This is a genomic window from bacterium (assembly GCA_035691305.1).
Classification (GTDB): Bacteria; Sysuimicrobiota; Sysuimicrobiia; order Sysuimicrobiales; family Segetimicrobiaceae; genus DASSJF01.
Genome location: DASSJF010000015.1, coordinates 23039 through 41960, shown reverse-complemented (window position 1 = coordinate 41960; position 18922 = coordinate 23039). Strand labels below are relative to the sequence as shown.

Below are 18922 nucleotides of genomic sequence, written 5' to 3'. Positions count from 1 at the left end.
CGGCCTGTAGACGCGCCGCGAGCATCGCCCGCGGCCAAGCCGGCCTGGCGGCCGGCCGGTCCTCCCCAGGAGTCCAGGGGCGGATTCGACCCGGGGAGAAGGAACAGCGCATGGCTTTCCGTCTGTCGCCGGTCCCCGCCGGCCGTCCGACCTTTCTCGACGTGCCCCGCTGCCCGGACCTAGGCGCGCTGGACGCCGACATCGCCGTGCTCGGCGTGCCGTTCTGCGTCCCGTACGATCTGCAGACGGCGGCGTCCCAGAGCCGGGCGCCCGCGGCGCTGCGCGAGCAGTCGATGCGGTACGTCCCGTGGTACGCGACCAACTACGATTTCGACTTCGGCGACGACCTGTTCGCCGGCCGCAACATCCGGATCGTCGACTGCGGTGACGTGGCGATGGTCGCGGGACACTGGGACGAAGCGCCGCCCGCGGCGGAGGCGGCGGTCAAGGCGATCCTGGCGCGGGGCGCGGTGCCGTTCGTGTTGGGCGGCGACGACTCCGTGCCGATTCCCGTACTGCGCGCCTACGCCGAGCAGCCGCCGATCTGCGTCGTGCAGATCGACGCGCACATCGACTGGCGCGACGAGCGGGAGGGGATCCGGGACGGACTCAGCAGCCCGATGCGGCGGGCGTCCGAGATGCGGTGGGTCCGGGGCATGGCGCAGATCGGTCTCCGCGGGTTCGGCAGCGGGCGGCGGGTGGAGTTCGACGACGCGCGCGCGTACGGCTCGGTGCTGATCGGCGCCGCCGAGATCCATCGTACCGGCGTCGAAGCCGCGCTGGCGAAAGTGCCCGCCGCGGACCGTTACTTCATTACGCTCGACGTGGACGGTCTCGACCCGTCGGCCGCCCCGGCGGTCGCCAGCCCGGCGTTCGGCGGACTCACCTACGATGAAGCGAGCGGCGTGCTGCGCGGGGTCGCGGCGCGCGGCCGCGTCGCGGGGTTCGACGTGGTGGAGATCATGCCGGACCTCGCCGGCGGCGACCTGACCTGCCGCGTCAGCGTCCGCCTCATGCTCAATTTGATCGGCGCGATGGCCCACGCCGGCCGGATCGGCGGACGGCCGCGATGAAGTAGGGGGTCACGATGCCGAACACCGCCCGCGCGCCTCTGGACGAGCGCTACCTCGTCGATGTTCTGTCGCGGCTCGCCCGCGTCCCGACCGACGTGCCGCTCGGCTTCGACACGCTGATGGAGCCGGACGACCCGAAGCTCGTCCACTACGTCCAGAACGTGGTGCGCCCGGAACTGGCGGCGATCGGCGTTTACGATCTTCTCGACGTTCCGCGCAACAATCTCGTCGCGCGGCTCGGCGCCGGCCGCTCGGGCCGGACGCTGTTGATTCAGAACTACACGCCGGCGCAGCACCACAATCTGATGGACGCACCGTTCTCCGGCAAGATCGGCAACGCCGCGGCGTACGGCTGCCCCGAGCCCGCCGTCTTCGGCCAGGGCGTCAGCCAGAACAAAGCGCATCAGGCCGTCATGCTTGCCGTTCTCAAGATGCTGGCCGAGGCGGGCGGAGAGCTCCGGGGTACGCTCTACTGGGCCGTCAACAACGAGGGCCGCAGCAGCCACGCCTGCTCGGAGGCGATCATCGCCGCGCTCGATCCCAAGCCGTCGTTCGGCGTGATTCAGATCGGGACGGGGCTGAAACTTTCGCTCGGCAACCGCGGCCGTGTCGACGTCAACGTGCACGTCCGGGGGCGGGCCGCGCACTCGAGCACGCCGGAAGAGGGCCTCGGCGCGATCGACGCGGCCGTCGAAATCACCGCCCGGCTGCGGCGGCTCAAGTGGGCCGACCGGCATCCGATCCTCGGCGGCCGGCACGCGATCGTCTACAAGATGCGCTTCGAGCCGGTCGCCCCGCACACGCTGCCGGCGGAGGCGTTCCTCACCGTCGACCGGCGCCTCCTGCCCGGCGACGACCCCGAAGTGGCCACCGACGAGGTGCGCCGAGCGATCGGCGACATGGCGCCCTACGAGGTCTCCGTGGAGACCGGCGTCTTGATGTGGCCGGCGCTTGTCGATCCGCATCTCGACTGGGTGACCGCGTTCCACGCCGCGCACCGCGCGGTCGCCGGCGCGGATCCGGAGATCGTGTACGGGCGTGGCACCTTCGACGCCGGCGGGCCCTGCCGGCTGGGTGTGCCGACCGTGATGTACGGCGCAACCGGCGGCGTGTGGCCGACCGGCGCCGACTTCGTACCGGTCTCGCAGGTGGTCGCGGAGGCCCGGGTCCTCGCCGAGCTGATCCGCTCCCAACTTCAATAACACTCCAAGGGGGGACGACGCATGGATGAGACGTTTTCGAGGCGCGGCGCCACGAGCGAAGGCGGACGCGTGACCCGCCGGACGCTGCTCCGCGCCGGAGCGCTTGCCGCCGCATCCGGGGCCGTCGGGGCGCGGCTCCTCGGCAGCCGCACGGAGGCCCGCGCGGCCGGGCTGGCGAGGGCGACGCTGCGCCTCAACTTCAATCCCAACGCCGAGCACGCGCCCTACTACCTCGGGAAGAAGAAGGGCTACTACGCGGATCAAGGCATCGACCTGAGCATCCTGCCCGGCACCGGCTCGGCCGCGGCCGTGCAGCTCGTCGGGGCGGGAGACAGCATGTTCGGCGTCGCCGTCGCGGACGCGGTCACGGTAGGACGGGCGCAGAAGATTCCCGTCGTCTCGCTCGGCGTGCTGCTGCAGAACAGCCCGACGGTGCTCGTGTCCCTTAAGAGCAAGAACATCATGAAGCCCGCGGACCTGTACGGGAAGAAGGTGGGCGACAATCCGGCGAGCACGGTCCACGCGTTCTGGAACGCGTTCCTCAAGATCAACAACCTCGACCCGGCCCGTATCACCGTCGTGAACGTGACCGCGTCGGTGGGCCCGCTGATCGCCGGCAGCATCGACGCCGCGGGTCTGCTGCTGACGAACGAGGTCGTGGTGATCCAGAGCCGCGGCCTCCCGCTCAACATCCTCAACTACGCCGACTACCGTGTGAAGAGCTACGGGCAGACGATCTTCACCAGCGAGGGCTTGCTGAACGGCAACCGGGATCTCGCCAGGCGCATGGCGCTGGCGACGTTCAAGTCCTGGACCTATACGCTCGACCACGTGGACGAGGCGATCGCGGCGCTCGCGGAGGCGGTGCCGGAGACCGACCGGAAGCTCGAGGCCGCGAAGTGGCCGGCCATCAAGAGCCTGGTCTGGAGCCCGGACGCGCGGGCGCACGGCTTTGGCTACCAGACGCTCGCCGGCTGGACGCAGACCTACAACACGTTCCGCGCCGGCGGGATGATCCAGAACGACTTCGATCCGAAGACCATCTTCACCGACATCGCGCCGCAGAAGTAAGGGGTGATGGCGAACGCGATCGAGCTCGACCGCGTCGGCCTGACGTACGGCGCGGAGGGCAGCGCGCGCCGCGTCGAGGCGCTGCGCGACGTCGGCTTCGGCGTCGGCGAAGGCCAGTTCGTCTCGATTATCGGGCCGTCCGGGTGCGGCAAGTCGACGCTGCTCAAGATCGTCGCCGACCTGCTCCCGCCGTCCTCCGGACGCGTTACCGTGTTCGGCGGCGACGCCCACACCGCCCGGGCGCGCCGGAGCTTCGGTTTCGTGTTTCAGACGCCGCTCCTGTTCCCGTGGCGCACCTCGCTCGACAACGTGGCGCTGATGCTCGAGATTCAGGGGCTCGGCCGCGACGAGCGCCGCCGGCGGGCGCGTCAATTTCTCGACCTGGTCGGCCTCTCCGGCTTCGAGGCCCACCGTCCCGGCGAGCTGTCGGGCGGGATGCAGCAGCGGGTGGCGATCGCGCGCGCCCTATCGTTCGACCCGCGTATTCTCCTGATGGACGAGCCGTTCGGAGCCCTCGACGCGATCACGCGCGACCGGATGGGCGTCGAACTCCTCCGCATCTGGCAGCGGACCCGCAAGACGGTGCTCTTCGTCACGCACAGCATCCCGGAGGCGGTCCTGCTCTCCGACACGGTCGTGACGTTTACGCCGCGCCCGGGCCGCGTGCGCTCGATCCACCAGATCGACCTGCCGCGGCCGCGGACCCAGGAGACGCGCCTGTCGCCCGGGTTCATTGAATACTCCCGGATCCTCCTGAAAGAGCTCGAGGGCGATCCGTCCGGGGACGACGCGAGGTGAGCGCTCCGGCGCGCGAGGCACGTGAGGGCGGACGGCGCGCGCCGGCCGGCGCGCTGCGGGAGGGGGCCGCGGCGGTCGCCGGCAACATCCCCGCGGCGATCTTCTTCCTGCTGCTGCTGGTCGCGTGGCAGGTCGTCGTCGATACGCGCCACGTCAGCGACTTCATCCTGCCGAGCCCGCTCGTCATTCTGAGGACGACGCTGCGGTACTTCCCGCTGATGATGCGCCACACGTGGACGACGACGTACGAGATCACCCTCGGCTTCGTCATCGGCAACGCGATCGCGGTGGCCGCGGCCCTCCTGATCGTGAATTCGCGCCTCGTCGAGAAGGCGTTCTATCCGCTGTTGATCGCGTCGCAGACCATTCCCAAGGTGGCGATCGCGCCGCTGTTCATCATCTGGTTCGGGTCCGGGATCACGCCGAAGGTGGTCATCACCGCGGTGATCTGTTTCTTCCCGACCGTGGTGAACACGGTGCAGGGCCTCAAGGCCACGGACGAGAACGCGATCGATCTGCTGCGGCTGGTCGCGGCGTCGCGCGTCCAGGTCTTTACCAAGCTGCAGTTCCCGAACGCGCTGCCGTACTTCTTCGCCGGGCTCAAGATCTCGATCGCGCTCGCGGTGATCGGCGCGATCATCGGCGAATGGGTCGGCGCGAACTCCGGACTCGGCTACGTCATCCTGTACTCGACCCAGACGCTGCGGACGGACTTCCTGTTCTCGGCGCTGTTCTTGATCTCGGTGCTCGGCGTGGTCCTCTACCTCGCCGTCGTACTGCTCGAGCGGCTCTTCTCGTGGCGCGCGTCGGACAGACCCGTCGGCGGGCTGTGAGCCGATGACGACCGCGGTCAAAGGCGAGGCGGTCCTGGCCTTCGACGGACGGCGCCACCGGCTGGTCCCTAACGGCGTCGTCGTCTTCGACGGCGGCACGATCACATACGCCGGCCGCGAGTACTCCGGCCGGGTCGACACGGTCGTGGACACCGGACGCTGTCTCGTGCTGCCGGGGTTCGTGAACGTCCACACGCACGGCGGGGCGGAGCCGGGCGGCCGGCTGATCCTGGACTGCGGACGGGCGGACGCCTTCAACACCGGATACATGAACGTGCAGACGGCGCGGCCGGGACGGCGCCACATCGCGCAGCGGGAAGATCCGGCGCTCGGCGCCCGGCAGTACCTGGCCGAGTGCGTGCTGCACGGCTCGACCACGGTCGTCAACGTCGGGCAGGGCGGGCGCGAGTTGATCGCCGCCGCGCGCGAGATCGGCGTGCGTCTGTACGCGGGCCCGCGCTACGCGAGCGCGGTGTACGTCGAAGCGACGCCCGGCCGGATCGAGTACCGCTGGGACGAGGCTCGAGGCGAGGCCGGCCTGCGGGAGGCGTGCGGGTTCGTCGAGGAGGCCTCGCGCGACGGAGGCGGGCTCGTCACCGGGATGCTCTGCCCGCACGCCGCCGACACCTGCAGCGGCGCGCTCCTCGCCGCGACCATGCGCGCGGCGGAGGATCTCGGGGTCCGCGTGCAGATCCACGCCGCCCAGGGGTTGTTCGAGTTCACGGAGATGGTCCGGCGGACGCAGCTGACGCCCATCCGGTGGCTCCACGCCAACGGCGCGCTGACGCCGCGGACGATTCTGGGCCACGCCATTTTTCTCGACCACCACCCGCTCGCCCCGGCGCCGGGCCGGATCGACCTGGATCTGCTCGCGGGGTCCGGCGCCCACGTCGCGCACTGCCCGCTCGCGCTGGCCCGGCGCGGCTGGTCGCTTCACTCGTTCGACCGCTACCGGCGCGCCGGCGTCAACGTCGCGATCGGCACGGACACGTGCCCGCGCGACATCGTCGACGAGATGCGGTGGGCCTCGTACGTGTGCAAGCTCGTGGAGGGCGACTTCACGGCGGGGCAGCCCGCCGACGTGATCAACGCGGCGACCTTGGGCGCCGCCGCGGCGCTCGGGCGGGACGACCTCGGCCGCCTCGCTCCGGGCGCGCGGGCCGACATCGCGGCCTACCGTCTGGACCGGGTGCGCGTCGGGCCGGTGCTCGATCCGGTGCGCAGCCTCATTCACTATGCCGCGGGCGGGCCCGCGGAACACGTCTGGGTGGACGGCCGGCACGTCGTGGCGTCCGGCGCCGTCGCCGGCGTCGACGGGGAGCGGCTGTCGGCGGACGTGCAGCGCATGGGCGAGCGTCTCTGGGCGGACGTGCCGGAGTGGGAGGGCAGCGGCCGGGCCGCGGAGGAGATGTGCCCGCCCGCGTTTCCTCCGCTCGGCCAAGTCGAACCGAGGAGCCGATGAATGGCGCGCCGGCAAGTTGAGTTCGGAATCAGCCTGCCCAACCGGGCCGTCCTCTTCGGCCTCGACCCGCGGGTGCTCTTCGAAACCGCGGATCAGGCCGAAGCCTCCGGCGTCTTCGACTCCGTGTGGGTCGGGGACAACTTCACCTCGAAGCCGCGCCTCGAGGCGATCGTCACGCTGTCGGCGATCGCGGGACGCACGCGCCGCCTGAAGCTCGGTACGATCTGCCTCGCGAGTTTTCCGCTGCGGCATCCGCTCGTGTTCGCGCTGCAGTGGGCCAGCCTCGATCTCGCGTCGGGCGGCCGAACGATCCTCGCGGTCTGCGCCGGGGGGAGCGATAAGATGGGGCCGCAGTTCGCCGCGGAACTGGCGGCGATGGGCGTTGCGTCCAAGGAGCGGATCGGCCGCCTCGAGGAGGGCATCGCGCTGCTGCGCGCGTTTTGGTCGGGCCCGGTGACCCACCACGGGAAGTACTATCGCTTCGACCGCGTCGATCTGCTGCCGCGGCCCGAACGCCGGATTCCGATCGTGCTGGCGGTCAACCCCACGAGCCCCGATCCCGCCGTGACGGAGCGCGCGATGCGGCGCGTCGCGCGGCTGTCCGACGGGTGGCAGACGGACGGCACGCCGCCCGCGGACTTCCGCGCGCGCTGGCGCCAGGTCCAGGACTACGCGGCGGAATACGGGCGCGCGCACGAGGTCACGCACAACAGCCTGCACCTGATGGTCAACATCAACGACGATGAGGCCAAGGCGAAGCGCGAAGCGGTCGAGTTCCTGGACCACTATTACGGGACCGGAAGGATCAGCCCGCAGAAGCTGGACTCCTGGTTGGCCTTCGGCTCTCCCGCGGCGGTTGTCGACAAGGTGATGGCGTTCGTCGAGGCCGGCTGCAACACCGTCGTGATGCGGTTCACCTCGCCGGACCAGCGCGGACAACTCGAGCGCTGCGTCACCGACGTCATGCCGAAACTCAAAGGCGCGGTCGCGGTCTCTTGACGCCGCCGCGCCACCGAGGGCGTCGAGCGCCGCGGCGATGACCGCGGACCTGCTGATCGCCGGCGGATCCGTCTTCACCCGCGCCCCCGGCGACGCGCGTCCGTCGTTCAAGGCGCTGGACGTGCTCGTGGAGGGCGGACGCATCACCGCGCTCGAGCCTCGAGGCCGCCTCCCCGTAGACGCCTTCGCGGCCGCCCGGCAGGTGCTCGACGCCTCCGGCCGTCTCGTGCTGCCCGGACTCGTGAACGCCCACTCGCACTCGTACGGGCAGGTCTGCCGCCACGCGATGAACGACGACACGCTGGAGCCGTGGCTTCCCCGCGCGATCGCGTACGCGGGCGGCATGACCCCGGCCGACGGCGCGCTCGCGGCCCGCCTGCATGCGGCGGACGCGCTGCGGAACGGGGTCACGGTGATCCTCGACCACGCCCGCCTTGCGGCGGACCACGTCGAGGCCGCGGTCGAGGCGTACGAGCAGACAGGGCTGCGCGTGGCGCTTGCCCCGCAGATCGGCGACCGGACGATCGCGGACTCGCTTCCGATTCTCGACCCGGCGCTTCACGCGATGATCGCCGCCGCCGATCGCTGGGCGCCGCGTGCCGCCGCGGACCTGCTCGAGACGATGCGGTCGCTCGTTCGCCGGACGCGGGGCGGCGGATTCGTGCGGACGCTCGTGGGGCCGTCGACCGCCGAGCGTTGCACACCCGAGCTGCTCGCCGGCCTCTCGACGCTGGCCAAGGAGCACGGGCTGGCGATCCACACCCATCTTCTCGAGTCCCGGGTGCAGCGGCGCGGCGGAGATCCGCTTGGGGTTCTCGAATCGGCGGGCCTGCTCGGGCCCCGCACCACGCTCGCGCACTGTGTGCATCTCGACGCCGCCGACCGCGCGCGCATCGCCGGGGCGGGGGCGACGGTCGTGCACAATCCGTGCAGCAACCTCGCCACCGGGGCCGGGTACTTCGACCTGCGCGCGGCGCTCGACGCAAAGGTCCGCGTCGCCTTCGGCACGGACGCGTTCAACTGCGGCGGGTCTCAGGACTGGCTTGCGTCGCTGCGCGTCGGCGTGACGCTGCGCCGGCCCGACGAGCCGTCCACGCGGTGGGTCACCCCGGCGGAGGCCTGGTGGACCGCGACCGAACACGCGGCGTCCGCCCTGGGGTTCGGCGGCGTCGCGGGCCGGCTCGAAGCCGGCCTGGGGGCGGACTTCCTCGTGGTCAATCCCGCCGCCGCGGGCTGCTACGCCGGGCCGGACTGGCTTGATCAGCTCGCCTACTCGGGCGCGGGCTTTGCCGGCAGCCTGGAGCGGGTCTACGTCGGCGGCCGGCTCCTCGCCGAGCACGGGCGGCCGCTGCATTTAGATGAAGCCAAGCTGGCCGATGAAGCCGCGGCCGCCTACGCACGGATCGAACGCACCACCCGCGACGGCCAGTCCGTGGCCTCGGCACTGCGGGCCCCGCTCACAGCTTTGAGCGAACTCGCGGCCGGCCTGACCCGCCGCATCCACCTTCCAGAGTAGGCCATGGGCCGCTATCTCGCCGTCCGCACTGTCGCCATCCTCGGCACGTTGCTCATCATCTCGCTTTTCGTCTTCATCGTCATGCACACGATCCCGGGCGGGCCGTTCGATGAGGACAAGATGCCGCTTCCGCCCGCGAGCAAGGCCAATATCCTGCGCAGCTACGGGCTCGACCGGCCGCTCTCGGAACAATATGTCCGGTTCGTGTGGAACGTCGCCCATCTCGACTTCGGCGTTTCGTATCAAAGCCCGGGCGAGTCCGTGGTGCACCTGCTGAGCCGCGTCTGGCCGGTGACGATGCACCTCGGCGGGATGGCGCTCGCGATCGCGCTTGCGGGCGGGCTGTCGCTGGGGGTCGCGGCCGCGCTCCGCCAGAACACCGTTGTGGACTACCTCACGACGGGTGTTGCGGTGTTCGGCCTCGTCGTGCCGCACTTCGTGCTGGGCAGCCTGTTGATTCTGCTCTTCAGTACGATGCTGGGATGGCTGCCGGCCGGCGGGTGGGAGGCCCCGCGCCAGTGGATCCTCCCGACCCTGACCTACTGCCTCGCACCTCTCGGGCTCGTCGCACGCTATACTCGCGTCAGCGTCCTCGAGGTCCTGGGCGCGGACCACGTCCGCACCGCCCGCGCGAAGGGCCTCGCGACGCGGCGCGTCGTCCTCAGGCACGTGCTGCGCAACGCCCTCGTCCCGCTCCTCACCGTTATCGGACCGCTGTTTCCGGATCTCCTCACCGGATCGATCTTCGTCGAGGGAATCTACCGCGTGCCGGGGCTCGGTCGCTACTTCGTCACGAGCGTCTACGACCGCGACTATCCGATGATCATGGGCCTCGCGCTGCTCGCCGCGTTGCTGGTCAGCCTCATGTATCTCGTCAGTGACCTGTTGTATCTCTTCGCCGACCCGCGCATCCGATATGCGTGATGCGTCCGGATCTGTGAGCGCCCCCCGATGAGCGCGTCCGTCCCGGGCCTCGGCACTTCCCCGGTGATCGCACGCGGCGGCCGCCCGGGCGCACCGGCGCCCGCCGGTCGCCGCGGCCGGCTGCGCCGGCTGCGTCGCAATCGGATGGCAATGGGCGGCGCCGTCGTCGTCGCCTTCCTGATCTCCCTCGCGCTCGCGGCGCCCTGGATCACGCCCGGCCCGTACGACCGCGCCAATTTCGGGGAAGCGTACCAATTCCCGTCCAACGCCCACTGGCTCGGAACAGACGCCATCGGCCGCGACTTCTACACCCGGATCGTCTACGGTGCTCGCGTGTCGCTGGCCGTGGGGTTCACGGCCCAGGCCATCGCGCTCGCGGTCGGCCTCCCGCTCGGGCTCGCGGCCGGCGTGCTCGGCGGCCGGACCGACTTTCTCATCATGCGCCTCGTCGATACGCTGACCGCGTTTCCGCAACTGCTGTTCGCGCTCCTCATCATGGTCGTGCTGGGCCCGGGCCTCGGCAACATTTTGCTGGCGATCAGCTTCCACGCGTGGATCCCAATCTGCCGCCTCACGCGCGCGCAGTGCCTGCGGGAGCGCGAGCGCGAGTACGTCGAGGCGGCGCGGGCCGGGGGCGCGGGCGAAGTGTCGGTCGTCACGCGCCACGTGCTGCCGAACATCCTCGCGCCGATCGTCGTCGCGGTGACGCTCGGCATCCCGCAGGCGATCTTCACCGAGGCCGCGCTCTCGTTTCTCGGCCTCGGCGTGCGCGCCCCGACGCCGTCGTGGGGGCAAATGGTCGGCGAAGGCGTCACCAACATCCGCTACTATTGGCATCTTGCGCTGTTTCCGTCGCTGACGATCGCGGTCACGATGGCGGGGTTCACGCTGCTCGGCGACGGGGTCCGCGATGTGTTGGACCCCCGCGCGTTGAAGCAGTAGCCCGCCGGGCCCGGACGCCCGACGCGGATCGACATTGGGGGGGAGGCGAACCGTGATGCGTCACATAGGTGATCGTCCCTTGAGCCGGTGGGTGGCAGCCGGCGTTCTCATCGTCCTCGCGGTCTTCGGCCCGGGGTACGGTCCGGCCGTCGGCGCCGCCACCGTGAACTCGGTGGGCGTGGCGCTTCCGGCCGACGCCGCCCCGCCGTCCAAACAGGTGCTCACGCTGATCGGCCGCGAGGGGACGTACCTCGACTGGAGCAAGACCGTCCAGAAAGGCCAGTGGATGCCGGGCCTGATGAGCGATCCGCTGGTGATGCAGGACTATAACTCGGACATCAAGCCGCTCTCGGCGTCCCGCTGGACCGTTTCGCAGGACGGCCGGACGTGGACGTTCACGCTGCGGCCGGGGCTGCGCTGGTCGGACGGCGTGCCGCTGACCGCGTCCGACTTCGTCTACACGATCCGTCGCATGGCCAACCCGGAGACCGGCTTCGACGTGGCGTGGTATTTCTCGGCGCTCAAGAACTTCAAGGAAGCCAACGAGGGCAAGGCCAAGCTCGAAGACATCGGCGCGGTCGCGGTCAACGCGACCACGCTCCAGCTCACGACCGCCGAGCCGACGCCGTACCTGCTCATGCTCTTGAGCGATTTGTACGTCGTGCCCGAGCACGTGGTCTCCAAGGCCGGCGACCCCTGGTCGCAGGCGCCCGACACCGCGGTGTCTTCGGGCCCATTCAAGCTGGCGTCGTGGGAGCGGGATAAGCAGCTCGTGTTCGTGGCAAATCCTCAATACGCCGGCGTTCGCAAGCCATATCTCGAGCGGATCGTTTACAAGATCGGCCAGGACCAGTCGTTCTTCCCCGCGTACCTCGCGAACGAGGTCGACGCGATCCCCTGGATCTACGAGGGTCCGCTCGGCCCGTCGGACCTCGCGCGCATCCAGAGCGATCCGCGCCTCAAGCGCGAGGCGCACGTCTGGCCCTACTTCCAGACCTGGTGGGTCGCCTTCGGCGGCGGCCAGACGGCATTCAAGGATCCGCGGGTGCGGAAGGCGTTTGCAATGGCGATCGACCGTGACGCCATCATCAAATCGGTGCTCCGCGGCATGGCGGTGCCGGCCTACGGCATGTTGCCGCCGGGCTTTCACTGCGCGCAGCCCGCGAGGCTGAAGGACGCGCAGCCGTATGATCCGGCGGCGGCCAAACGGTTGCTCGCGGAGGCCGGGTTCCCGGACGGCCGCGGCTTCCCGAAATACGACCTTGACCTCCGCGCCGCGTCGCCGACGATCCAGGCGGCGGGCGAAGCCATCCAGGCAATGCTGAAGCAGAACCTCGGCGTCGACATCGGAGTGCAGAATGTGGAGCGGAAGCTGTTCATGGACCGGCTCAACAAGTACGACCTGCCGCTCGTGCTGATTCCGTGGGAGTACGACTACGCCGACGCCAGTAACTTCATGAACATCTACAAGAGCGGCGGGCGGCACCCGTGGTCGAACGCGGACTACGACAAGGCCGTCATGCAGGGCAACTCGACCATGGGCGACGCGCAGCGCTGCGCGATGTACCGGCGCGCCGAGGACGTTCTGGTGCGCGACCCCGCCGCGGTGTTCCTGTGGCATCCGACGGTCACGCAGCTGTGGAAGCCGTGGGTCAAGGGGAGCATCGACAAGACCAACAAGTACGGTTTCGTTTCGTGGTCACGCCCCTCAAAGGCGGACATGCCGCCCTTCATTTATATAGGGAACGGCAAACCCTAACGTGAGCGCGCAGGTGACGTCCGGACCCGGCGACCGCACCGCCGGGTCCGACGGCCGCTCGCGCCCGGTCGCGGTCGTCCTCTACGGTACGAACCGGCCCGCCGGCCTCGAACCGGTGGCGGAGCGTGCCGATCTCCGGTACGCCGTCTCGACCGAAGAGCTGCGCGCGGCGCTCGATGGCGCGCAGGTCCTGTTCGTGGCCGACTTCCGTTCCGGAATGCTGCGCGACGCCTGGTCGCACGCACGCAGCCTCCGCTGGATCCACCACGGCGGCGCCGGCGTCGATCCGCTGCTCTTTCCCGAGCTCGTCCACAGCGACGTCGTCCTCACGAACTCCGGCGGCGTCTTCGACCGCGCCATCGCCGAGTACGTACTCGGGCTCGTGCTGGCGTTCGCGAAGGATATGCCGCGCACGTTCGACCTGCAGCGCAGGCACGAGTGGCTGCACCGGGAGACCGAGCGCATCGACGGCAAAACCGCGATCGTCGTCGGGGCCGGCAGCATCGGCCGCGAGATCGGAAGACTCCTCCGCGCCGCCGGGATGCGCGTGATCGGCGTCGCCCGCCGCGCCCGGCCGGCCGCGGCGCGGGAATCCTCGGCCGGCGGTCCCGACGCCGCCTTCGAGCGCGTCGGGGCGATCGACGAGCTTCACGCGATCCTGCCCGGAGCCGATTACGTCGTGCTCTCCCTTCCGCTCACCTCCGAGACCCGCGGCCTCTTCGGCGCGGCCGCGCTCGCGCGGATGAAGCCCGCGGCGCGCGTCATCAACGTCGGGCGGGGGGCGGTGGTGGACGAGGCCGCGCTGGTGGAGGCGCTCCGGTCTCGGCGGATCGCCGGCGCGGCCCCGGACGTCTTTGCGACCGAACCTCTGCCGCCCGATCATCCCCTCTGGGAGCTACCGGGCGTCATCGTCTCCCCGCACATGTCGGGCGACTTTCAGGGATGGGCCGCCGTCATCTCCGGACTCTTCGTCGAAAATTTCAGGCGGTGGCACGAGGGCAGGCCGCTGCTCAACGTGGTGGACAAAGCGCGGGGATACGTCCCGACGGGATAGCCGGCGTCACCCGTGCCGGTCGCGCGGCCGGTTTGGCCTACTCGAAGCCGGGAAACAGCCGGATCGTGCTCCAGCGCAGGTAGCGGTCGGCGAGCAGTTCCAGCGATTTCCGTGCCGCGTGAAATTCTTCGGAAAGCGCCTCCAGCACGCGCCCCGGATCGTCGTCCGAGGATGGAGACCGCGGCACGGCGGACGACGGGGCCGCCGAGCCGTCCCGCTGGCCGGCCAGCTCTCTCGTCCGGGTGGCCGCGAGGCGGTAGAACCGCCGGCCGTGCTCCTCGTAGGACGCCAGCGTTCGCGGGACCGCGCGTTCGCGCGCCGGCCGCACCGTCCATCCGAGCGACCGCGGGAAGATCCCGCTCTGGAAGAGCGCGATGTCGCCGATCCGCCGGAAGATCCACGGCACCGCGTCGTCCGCCAGCGGTGACGACAGCTGATCGGCAAGCCCCGAGAGGGCGATCATGTCCTCGAGGCTCGAGGTATTGAACCTCCGCCGCACATAGTGGCCGCGCCGCCGGACGAGGACGGTGACCGACTCGTTCCGGACGAACGACGTCAGCATCGAGACGAGGTACCGCCAGATCGCCGGCTCGGCGATGAACCGGCGCACCCGGCCGGCGTCGAAGACCGCGACGGTCTCGTCCGCGTTCCGCTCGACCGTGTAGGGCGTGTGGTGGAGGTCGCGCGCCACGCGCCGCAGCAGCACGCTGAACACCAGCGGCGGCGATACCCGCAGCAACGCCTGCTCGTCTCCCCGAAGCCGATCGACGAGGCGGTCGTCCTCGAGCATGACGTCGAGGAGATCGGGCCGCTCGCGAAGCCGCCGGAGCACGTCGTCGCCCCCGGGACGAGGACCGGCGGTGGCGCGTCCGCCGCCCGCCGTCTCGGCCACGAATCGCAGGTCTTCGTCGGTAAACCTATTCAACTCCATCATGGTAGGCGTTCTCGCGAAACTTCTGCCCCGATTTCGTCGAACCCCTGTACGCTTCCTGGCGTGACACGATCTTACAGACTCTTGGGTCCTCCCGGTGCCTCCGTAGACTCCGTCTAGTGCCGTTCCCTTAGGGTAGAACGAGTATCGACAAATAGAATAGAAAGCGTATCGTCAAATGATTGCGTAAGTGTCAGTGTAACTGTACTGCGCGCCGGCGCACGTCGCTCACGATCGGCCCGCGGGGGAGGCAATCGGTGTCGAGCACGGTTTCTTCGCGCTCAAAGGAAGCGCGCAGCGCAAGACGCCCGCCGTCTACGGACGCGCGCGAGCGGCTTCCCCTGTGGCATCGGGTGTCTTTCCGTCTCGTACTGGTGGTCGTGCTCGCGGTCGTCCTGACCTCCGGACTTTCCTTCTATACCGCCCTCATGGACCAGCGGGCCGCGCTCGCACAAATCAGCAGCGAGACCCTGCGGCTGTCCCGCGCGGCGGAGCTCTTCCAGGACGACGTGGTGCAGCAGACGCGCGATACCTTGTTTGCGCTGGGTTCGATGCCGGCGGTTCGGAACGGTGACTGGAAGGCGTGCGGCGCGGCCCTGGGCGCCGAGCTGCGCGCGCGTGCGCTGTATACCAACCTCGGCGTGAGCGACCGGAACGGCAACGTCGTGTGCAGCGCGCTGCCGGTGCGCCGCCCCGTGAATGTCGCGGACCGCCTCTACTTCAAGCGCGCGAGGGCGGCCCGGTCGTTCGCGATCGGCGAGTATCAGGTCGGCCGCCTGACGGGCGTCCCGTCGGTGAACTTCGCGGTGCCGGTCTTCGACTCGGCCGGCGACGTGCAGTATGTCGTCTTTGCCGCGCTTGATCTAAACTGGTTCACCGATCTGGCCGCCAAGCTGCAGCTGCCGCCCGGCGCGACGCTGGACGTGTTCGACGCGCACGGCGTTCTGTTCGCCGGGTACCCGGATCTTCAGCGTGGACCCGGCGAGAAAATCTCGTACAGCGATGCGATCGGCGCGGTGCTGCGGCACGGCGCCGTGACGACGGAACGCGTCGGATGGGACGGCGTACGCCGGATGTACGGGATCACGCGCCTGTCCACGGCGCCCGCGTACGCGGACGGCTACGTCGGCGTCGGCATTCCGATCGCGCCGATGGTGGCCAACGTCCGGCACGCGTTTCTGAGAAGCGTCGGCGGGGTCGGCCTGGTGACATTGTTCGCCGTCCTGCTCGCGCTCGCGGGCGCCGCGCTCTACGTCCAGCAGCCCCTCGATTCGCTCAGTAGGGCGGCCAAACGCCTCGCCGCGGGCGACCTCTCCGCCCGCGCGGGCTCCGCCTTCGTGGGAGGCGAGCTTCGCCCCGTGATCGCGACGTTCGACGAGATGGCGTCCGCGCTTGAACGCCGCACCACCGCCCTCCACGACGCGCAGGCGCAGTACCGCGCGCTCGTCGAGCAATCCCTCGTCGGTGTCGGCGTGGTCGCGTCGGGCGCCTTCGTGTACGTGAACGACGCGCTCGCGAAGATCGCCGGCTACGACCCCGAGGAAATGCTCGACCGTCCCGACCTGCCCATCGTGCATCCCGACGATCGCGCCCTCGTCTCCGAAAACGTCAAGCGGCTGCGGGAGGGAGAGGACGCCGTTCACTACTCGTTCCGGGCTCTGCGCAAAGACGGGTCGGTTGTTGAGGTGGAAGTGTACGGCCGGAACATCGAGTATCACCGCCGCCCCGCCGTCATGAACACCGTCGTCGACATCTCGGACCGGGTCCGGTTCGAGTCGGCGCTCCGGGCGAGCGAGCAGAGCTACCGCAACCTCGTCGATCGCGTTCCCGTCGGATTGTACCGGGCCGCGGCCGACGGCCGCTTCCTGCAGGTCAACCCGGCAGGGCTCGACATCATGGGCTTCCCCGATCTCGAGACGGCGCTTCGCGTGGACGGGGCGGATCTCTACGCTGATCCGGAAGACCGCCGCCGGTTCAGGTCGACGCTGGAGCGGGACGGCGGGGTCGAGAGCATCGAGTACCGTCTGCGCCGCGCGGACGGCGCGGTGGTCTGGGTCCGGGACCGCGCCCGGGCCGTGCGTGACGGCCGCGGCGCGGTACAGTACTTCGAAGGTTCGATGGAAAACATCACCGCGCAGAAGCGGGCCATCGAGGAGCAGGAGCAGCGCCAGACCGAGCGGGACGGGATCCACGACCTCAGCGTCCGCCTCCGCGCCGCCGAGACCTCCCGGGACATGTATCCGATCATCGTCGAGCAGGGGATGAAACTCCTCGGGGCCGCGCACGTAACGCTCAACCTGCTCGACGCCGAGCGCGGGAAATTCATGAGGGTCCATTGGACCGGCATGCCGTTCGGCAACCTCGCGCCGGAGTTCGAGGCCGCGGGATCATACTCGGAACACGTCATCCGGTCGGGCAAGAGTCACGTCTCGGCCGACATGCTGACCGATCGTCTCGGCGAAGACATGGACCGGCCGCAGTTTGCGGCGTTTGGGCCGCGGACCATCGTCCCGCTGCGGACTCAAGAGGAGCCGATCGGAACGCTGATGGCCGTACGTCTCCGCGAACCGGCCGGACAGGACTTCACGGAGAACGACGTGCGCCTCCTCGAAGGCATCGCCGAGATCGGCGGCATCGCGATCCGGCGCGCCGAACTGGCGGAGAGCCTGGCCCAGCGCGTGGCGACGCTCACTGCGTTGTACGGCAGCGCGCAGCGCCTCGCCGGAACGCTCGACCAGGATCAGCTGGCCGGTGAGATCGTTCGGACATGTACGGAGTCGTTCGGACTCCGCATGGTCGCGCTCGGCTACCTGGAGGACGATGGTGGCGCGACCATGGCGGCGCACTATCCTTTCGAGGCGGACGCTCTGCGCACCGTCGATGGGCGGCGGGTCGACTTCGGGCAGGCGGACCCTGTCACGTGCGGCCGGCTCCGCGAAGCCGACTCCCCGATCGTCCTGCAAGACCTCGACGGACGCGCCGAACACGCGGCATGGGAGACCGCGGCCCTCGCGGCCGGGATGCGCGGCGCGGCGTTTCTCCCGCTGATCAGCCGGTCGAAGCCGTTCGGGTTTCTGGCCATCTTCAGCGATCAGGCCGGCTGGTTCACGGCGGAGCGGCTGGACTCCCTCACCGCCTACGCGCACCAGGCCGCCGCGGCGCTTCAGAACGCCCGGCTCTTCGACGCCGCCGAACGACGCACGCGCGAACTCGAGGCCCTCAACGACATCGACCGCGCCGTGCGCGGCAGCCTCGACCTGCGCGTCATCCTGCACGTCCTGCTCGACAAGGCCACTCAGCAGCTCAACGCCGACGCCGTCGCCGTCCTGCTGCTCGATCCGGACACGCAGATGCTGACCTGGGCCGCGTCGCGCGGCTTCCGAAGCGACGCCGTCCGGCACCTGCGGTTAAGGCTCGGCGACGGATACGCCGGCCAGGTGGCGCTGACCGGGCGGCCCGTCAGCGTGGAGTACCTGAACGGCGCCGCCGAAACGCATCTCGGCACGCACGTCCAGGGAGAGGGATTTGTTTCCTATCACGCGATGCCGCTCATCGCGAAGGGTGTGGTCAAGGGGGTGCTCGCGGTCCTGCACCGATCGGCGCTGCGGCCGACGCCGGAATGGCGCGCGTTTTTCGAGGCCCTGGCGGGACAGGCCGCGACGGCGATCGACAACGTGACTCTGTTCGACGATCTGCGCAAAGCCAACTCCAGTCTGCGCATGTCGTACGACCAGACGATCGAGGGCTGGTCCCGCGCGCTCGACCTCCGCGACCGCGAGACCGAGGGCCACTCGCAGCGAGTGACGCATCTGACCCTCGCGCTGGCTCGCGCGATGGGGGTCTCGGAGAGCGACTTGGTACATTTCCGGCGCGGGGCGCTCCTGCACGACATCGGCAAGATGGGCGTCCCCGACGCGATTCTCTTGAAGTCCGGTCCGCTCACCGACCGGGAGCGGGAACTTATGCGGCGTCATCCGGTGTACGCGCGCGACCTGCTGTCGGCGATCGGCTATCTCCACCCGGCGCTCGACATTCCCTACAGCCATCACGAGAAGTGGGACGGGACCGGGTATCCGCAGGGTCTCTCAGGGCACCAGATTCCGCTCGCGGCGCGGGTGTTTGCCGTCGCCGACGTCTGGGATGCGCTGCGCTCCGATCGGCCGTACCGGCCGGCGTGGAGCATCGAGAAGGCCCGGGCCTACATCCGGGAGCAGGCCGGCGGGCATTTCGATCCGCAAATTGTCGCCAAGTTCCTCGAACTGCTGGATCAGGGCGGGATCACGGAAGCCGGAGGCCGTTCTTCCGCCGCGCCTCCGGCCGCCCGGAAGCCGGCGCTGGGGGCCGCCGGATAAGGGCCG

Annotated in this window: 14 protein-coding genes; 13 read left to right on the top strand and 1 reads right to left on the bottom strand. The window is 69.8% G+C overall.

All coding sequences use genetic code 11. The annotated features are described in order from the left end of the window. The first annotated feature begins 110 nt into the window (after window positions 1-110). The 12 genes from VFL28_03095 (at window position 111) to VFL28_03040 (ending at window position 13633) form a co-directional block, all read left to right on the top strand. A complete protein-coding gene (locus tag VFL28_03095; GenBank protein ID HET7263629.1) occupies window positions 111-1073 on the top strand; it encodes an arginase family protein in 963 nt (320 codons plus the stop codon). A gap of 14 nt (window positions 1074-1087) precedes the next feature. After that, the gene (locus VFL28_03090) at window positions 1088-2275 is read left to right on the top strand and encodes a M20/M25/M40 family metallo-hydrolase (protein ID HET7263628.1); all 1188 of its coding nucleotides are present in this window, start codon (window positions 1088-1090) and stop codon (window positions 2273-2275) included. 21 nt (window positions 2276-2296) lie between these two features. Then, a complete protein-coding gene (locus tag VFL28_03085; protein HET7263627.1) occupies window positions 2297-3346 on the top strand; it encodes an ABC transporter substrate-binding protein in 1050 nt (349 codons plus the stop codon). A 6-nt stretch (window positions 3347-3352) separates the two neighbouring features. Continuing rightward, window positions 3353-4144, top strand: a complete 792-nt coding sequence (locus tag VFL28_03080; protein HET7263626.1) for an ABC transporter ATP-binding protein — start codon at window positions 3353-3355, stop codon at window positions 4142-4144. Then, window positions 4141-4977, top strand: a complete 837-nt coding sequence (locus tag VFL28_03075; GenBank protein HET7263625.1) for an ABC transporter permease — start codon at window positions 4141-4143, stop codon at window positions 4975-4977. Before VFL28_03080 ends, VFL28_03075 begins: the two co-directional genes overlap by 4 nt. Before the next feature lie 4 nt (window positions 4978-4981). Further along, entirely contained in the window at window positions 4982-6439 is a 1458-nt protein-coding gene (locus tag VFL28_03070; protein ID HET7263624.1) for a chlorohydrolase family protein, read from the top strand. After that, the gene (locus VFL28_03065) at window positions 6440-7438 is read left to right on the top strand and encodes an LLM class flavin-dependent oxidoreductase (GenBank protein ID HET7263623.1); all 999 of its coding nucleotides are present in this window, start codon (window positions 6440-6442) and stop codon (window positions 7436-7438) included. Between the two features lie 37 nt (window positions 7439-7475). After that, window positions 7476-8954 (top strand): amidohydrolase family protein, encoded by a 1479-nt coding sequence (locus tag VFL28_03060; protein HET7263622.1) that lies wholly within the window; start codon window positions 7476-7478, stop codon window positions 8952-8954. Window positions 8955-8957: 3 nt separating this feature from the next. Beyond that, the gene (locus VFL28_03055; GenBank protein ID HET7263621.1) at window positions 8958-9878 is read left to right on the top strand and encodes an ABC transporter permease; all 921 of its coding nucleotides are present in this window, start codon (window positions 8958-8960) and stop codon (window positions 9876-9878) included. A 27-nt stretch (window positions 9879-9905) separates the two neighbouring features. Continuing rightward, the gene (locus VFL28_03050) at window positions 9906-10820 is read left to right on the top strand and encodes an ABC transporter permease (protein HET7263620.1); all 915 of its coding nucleotides are present in this window, start codon (window positions 9906-9908) and stop codon (window positions 10818-10820) included. A 79-nt stretch (window positions 10821-10899) separates the two neighbouring features. After that, window positions 10900-12579 (top strand): peptide ABC transporter substrate-binding protein, encoded by a 1680-nt coding sequence (locus VFL28_03045; protein HET7263619.1) that lies wholly within the window; start codon window positions 10900-10902, stop codon window positions 12577-12579. 1 nt (window position 12580) lies between these two features. Then, window positions 12581-13633 (top strand): D-2-hydroxyacid dehydrogenase, encoded by a 1053-nt coding sequence (locus VFL28_03040; GenBank protein ID HET7263618.1) that lies wholly within the window; start codon window positions 12581-12583, stop codon window positions 13631-13633. A 37-nt stretch (window positions 13634-13670) separates the two neighbouring features. On the opposite strand, the gene VFL28_03035 is transcribed toward VFL28_03040, so the two are convergent. After that, window positions 13671-14567 carry a hypothetical protein gene (locus VFL28_03035; GenBank protein ID HET7263617.1) on the bottom strand — a complete coding sequence of 299 codons (897 nt, stop codon included), beginning with the start codon at window positions 14565-14567 and terminating at the stop codon, window positions 13671-13673. Window positions 14568-14917: 350 nt separating this feature from the next. Between VFL28_03035 and VFL28_03030 the strand changes: the two genes are divergently transcribed. Beyond that, window positions 14918-18916, top strand: a complete 3999-nt coding sequence (locus tag VFL28_03030) for a GAF domain-containing protein (protein HET7263616.1) — start codon at window positions 14918-14920, stop codon at window positions 18914-18916. Window positions 18917-18922: the final 6 nt, after the last annotated feature.

Coding starts and splice junctions, on each gene's coding strand:
- VFL28_03035 (HET7263617.1), bottom strand. CDS start 14,567: ATGATGGAGTTGAATAGGTTTACCGACGAAGACCTGCGATTCGTGGCC.
- VFL28_03095 (HET7263629.1), top strand. CDS start 111: ATGGCTTTCCGTCTGTCGCCGGTCCCCGCCGGCCGTCCGACCTTTCTC.
- VFL28_03055 (HET7263621.1), top strand. CDS start 8,958: ATGGGCCGCTATCTCGCCGTCCGCACTGTCGCCATCCTCGGCACGTTG.
- VFL28_03050 (HET7263620.1), top strand. CDS start 9,906: ATGAGCGCGTCCGTCCCGGGCCTCGGCACTTCCCCGGTGATCGCACGC.
- VFL28_03070 (HET7263624.1), top strand. CDS start 4,982: ATGACGACCGCGGTCAAAGGCGAGGCGGTCCTGGCCTTCGACGGACGG.
- VFL28_03065 (HET7263623.1), top strand. CDS start 6,440: ATGGCGCGCCGGCAAGTTGAGTTCGGAATCAGCCTGCCCAACCGGGCC.
- VFL28_03080 (HET7263626.1), top strand. CDS start 3,353: ATGGCGAACGCGATCGAGCTCGACCGCGTCGGCCTGACGTACGGCGCG.
- VFL28_03060 (HET7263622.1), top strand. CDS start 7,476: ATGACCGCGGACCTGCTGATCGCCGGCGGATCCGTCTTCACCCGCGCC.
- VFL28_03085 (HET7263627.1), top strand. CDS start 2,297: ATGGATGAGACGTTTTCGAGGCGCGGCGCCACGAGCGAAGGCGGACGC.
- VFL28_03090 (HET7263628.1), top strand. CDS start 1,088: ATGCCGAACACCGCCCGCGCGCCTCTGGACGAGCGCTACCTCGTCGAT.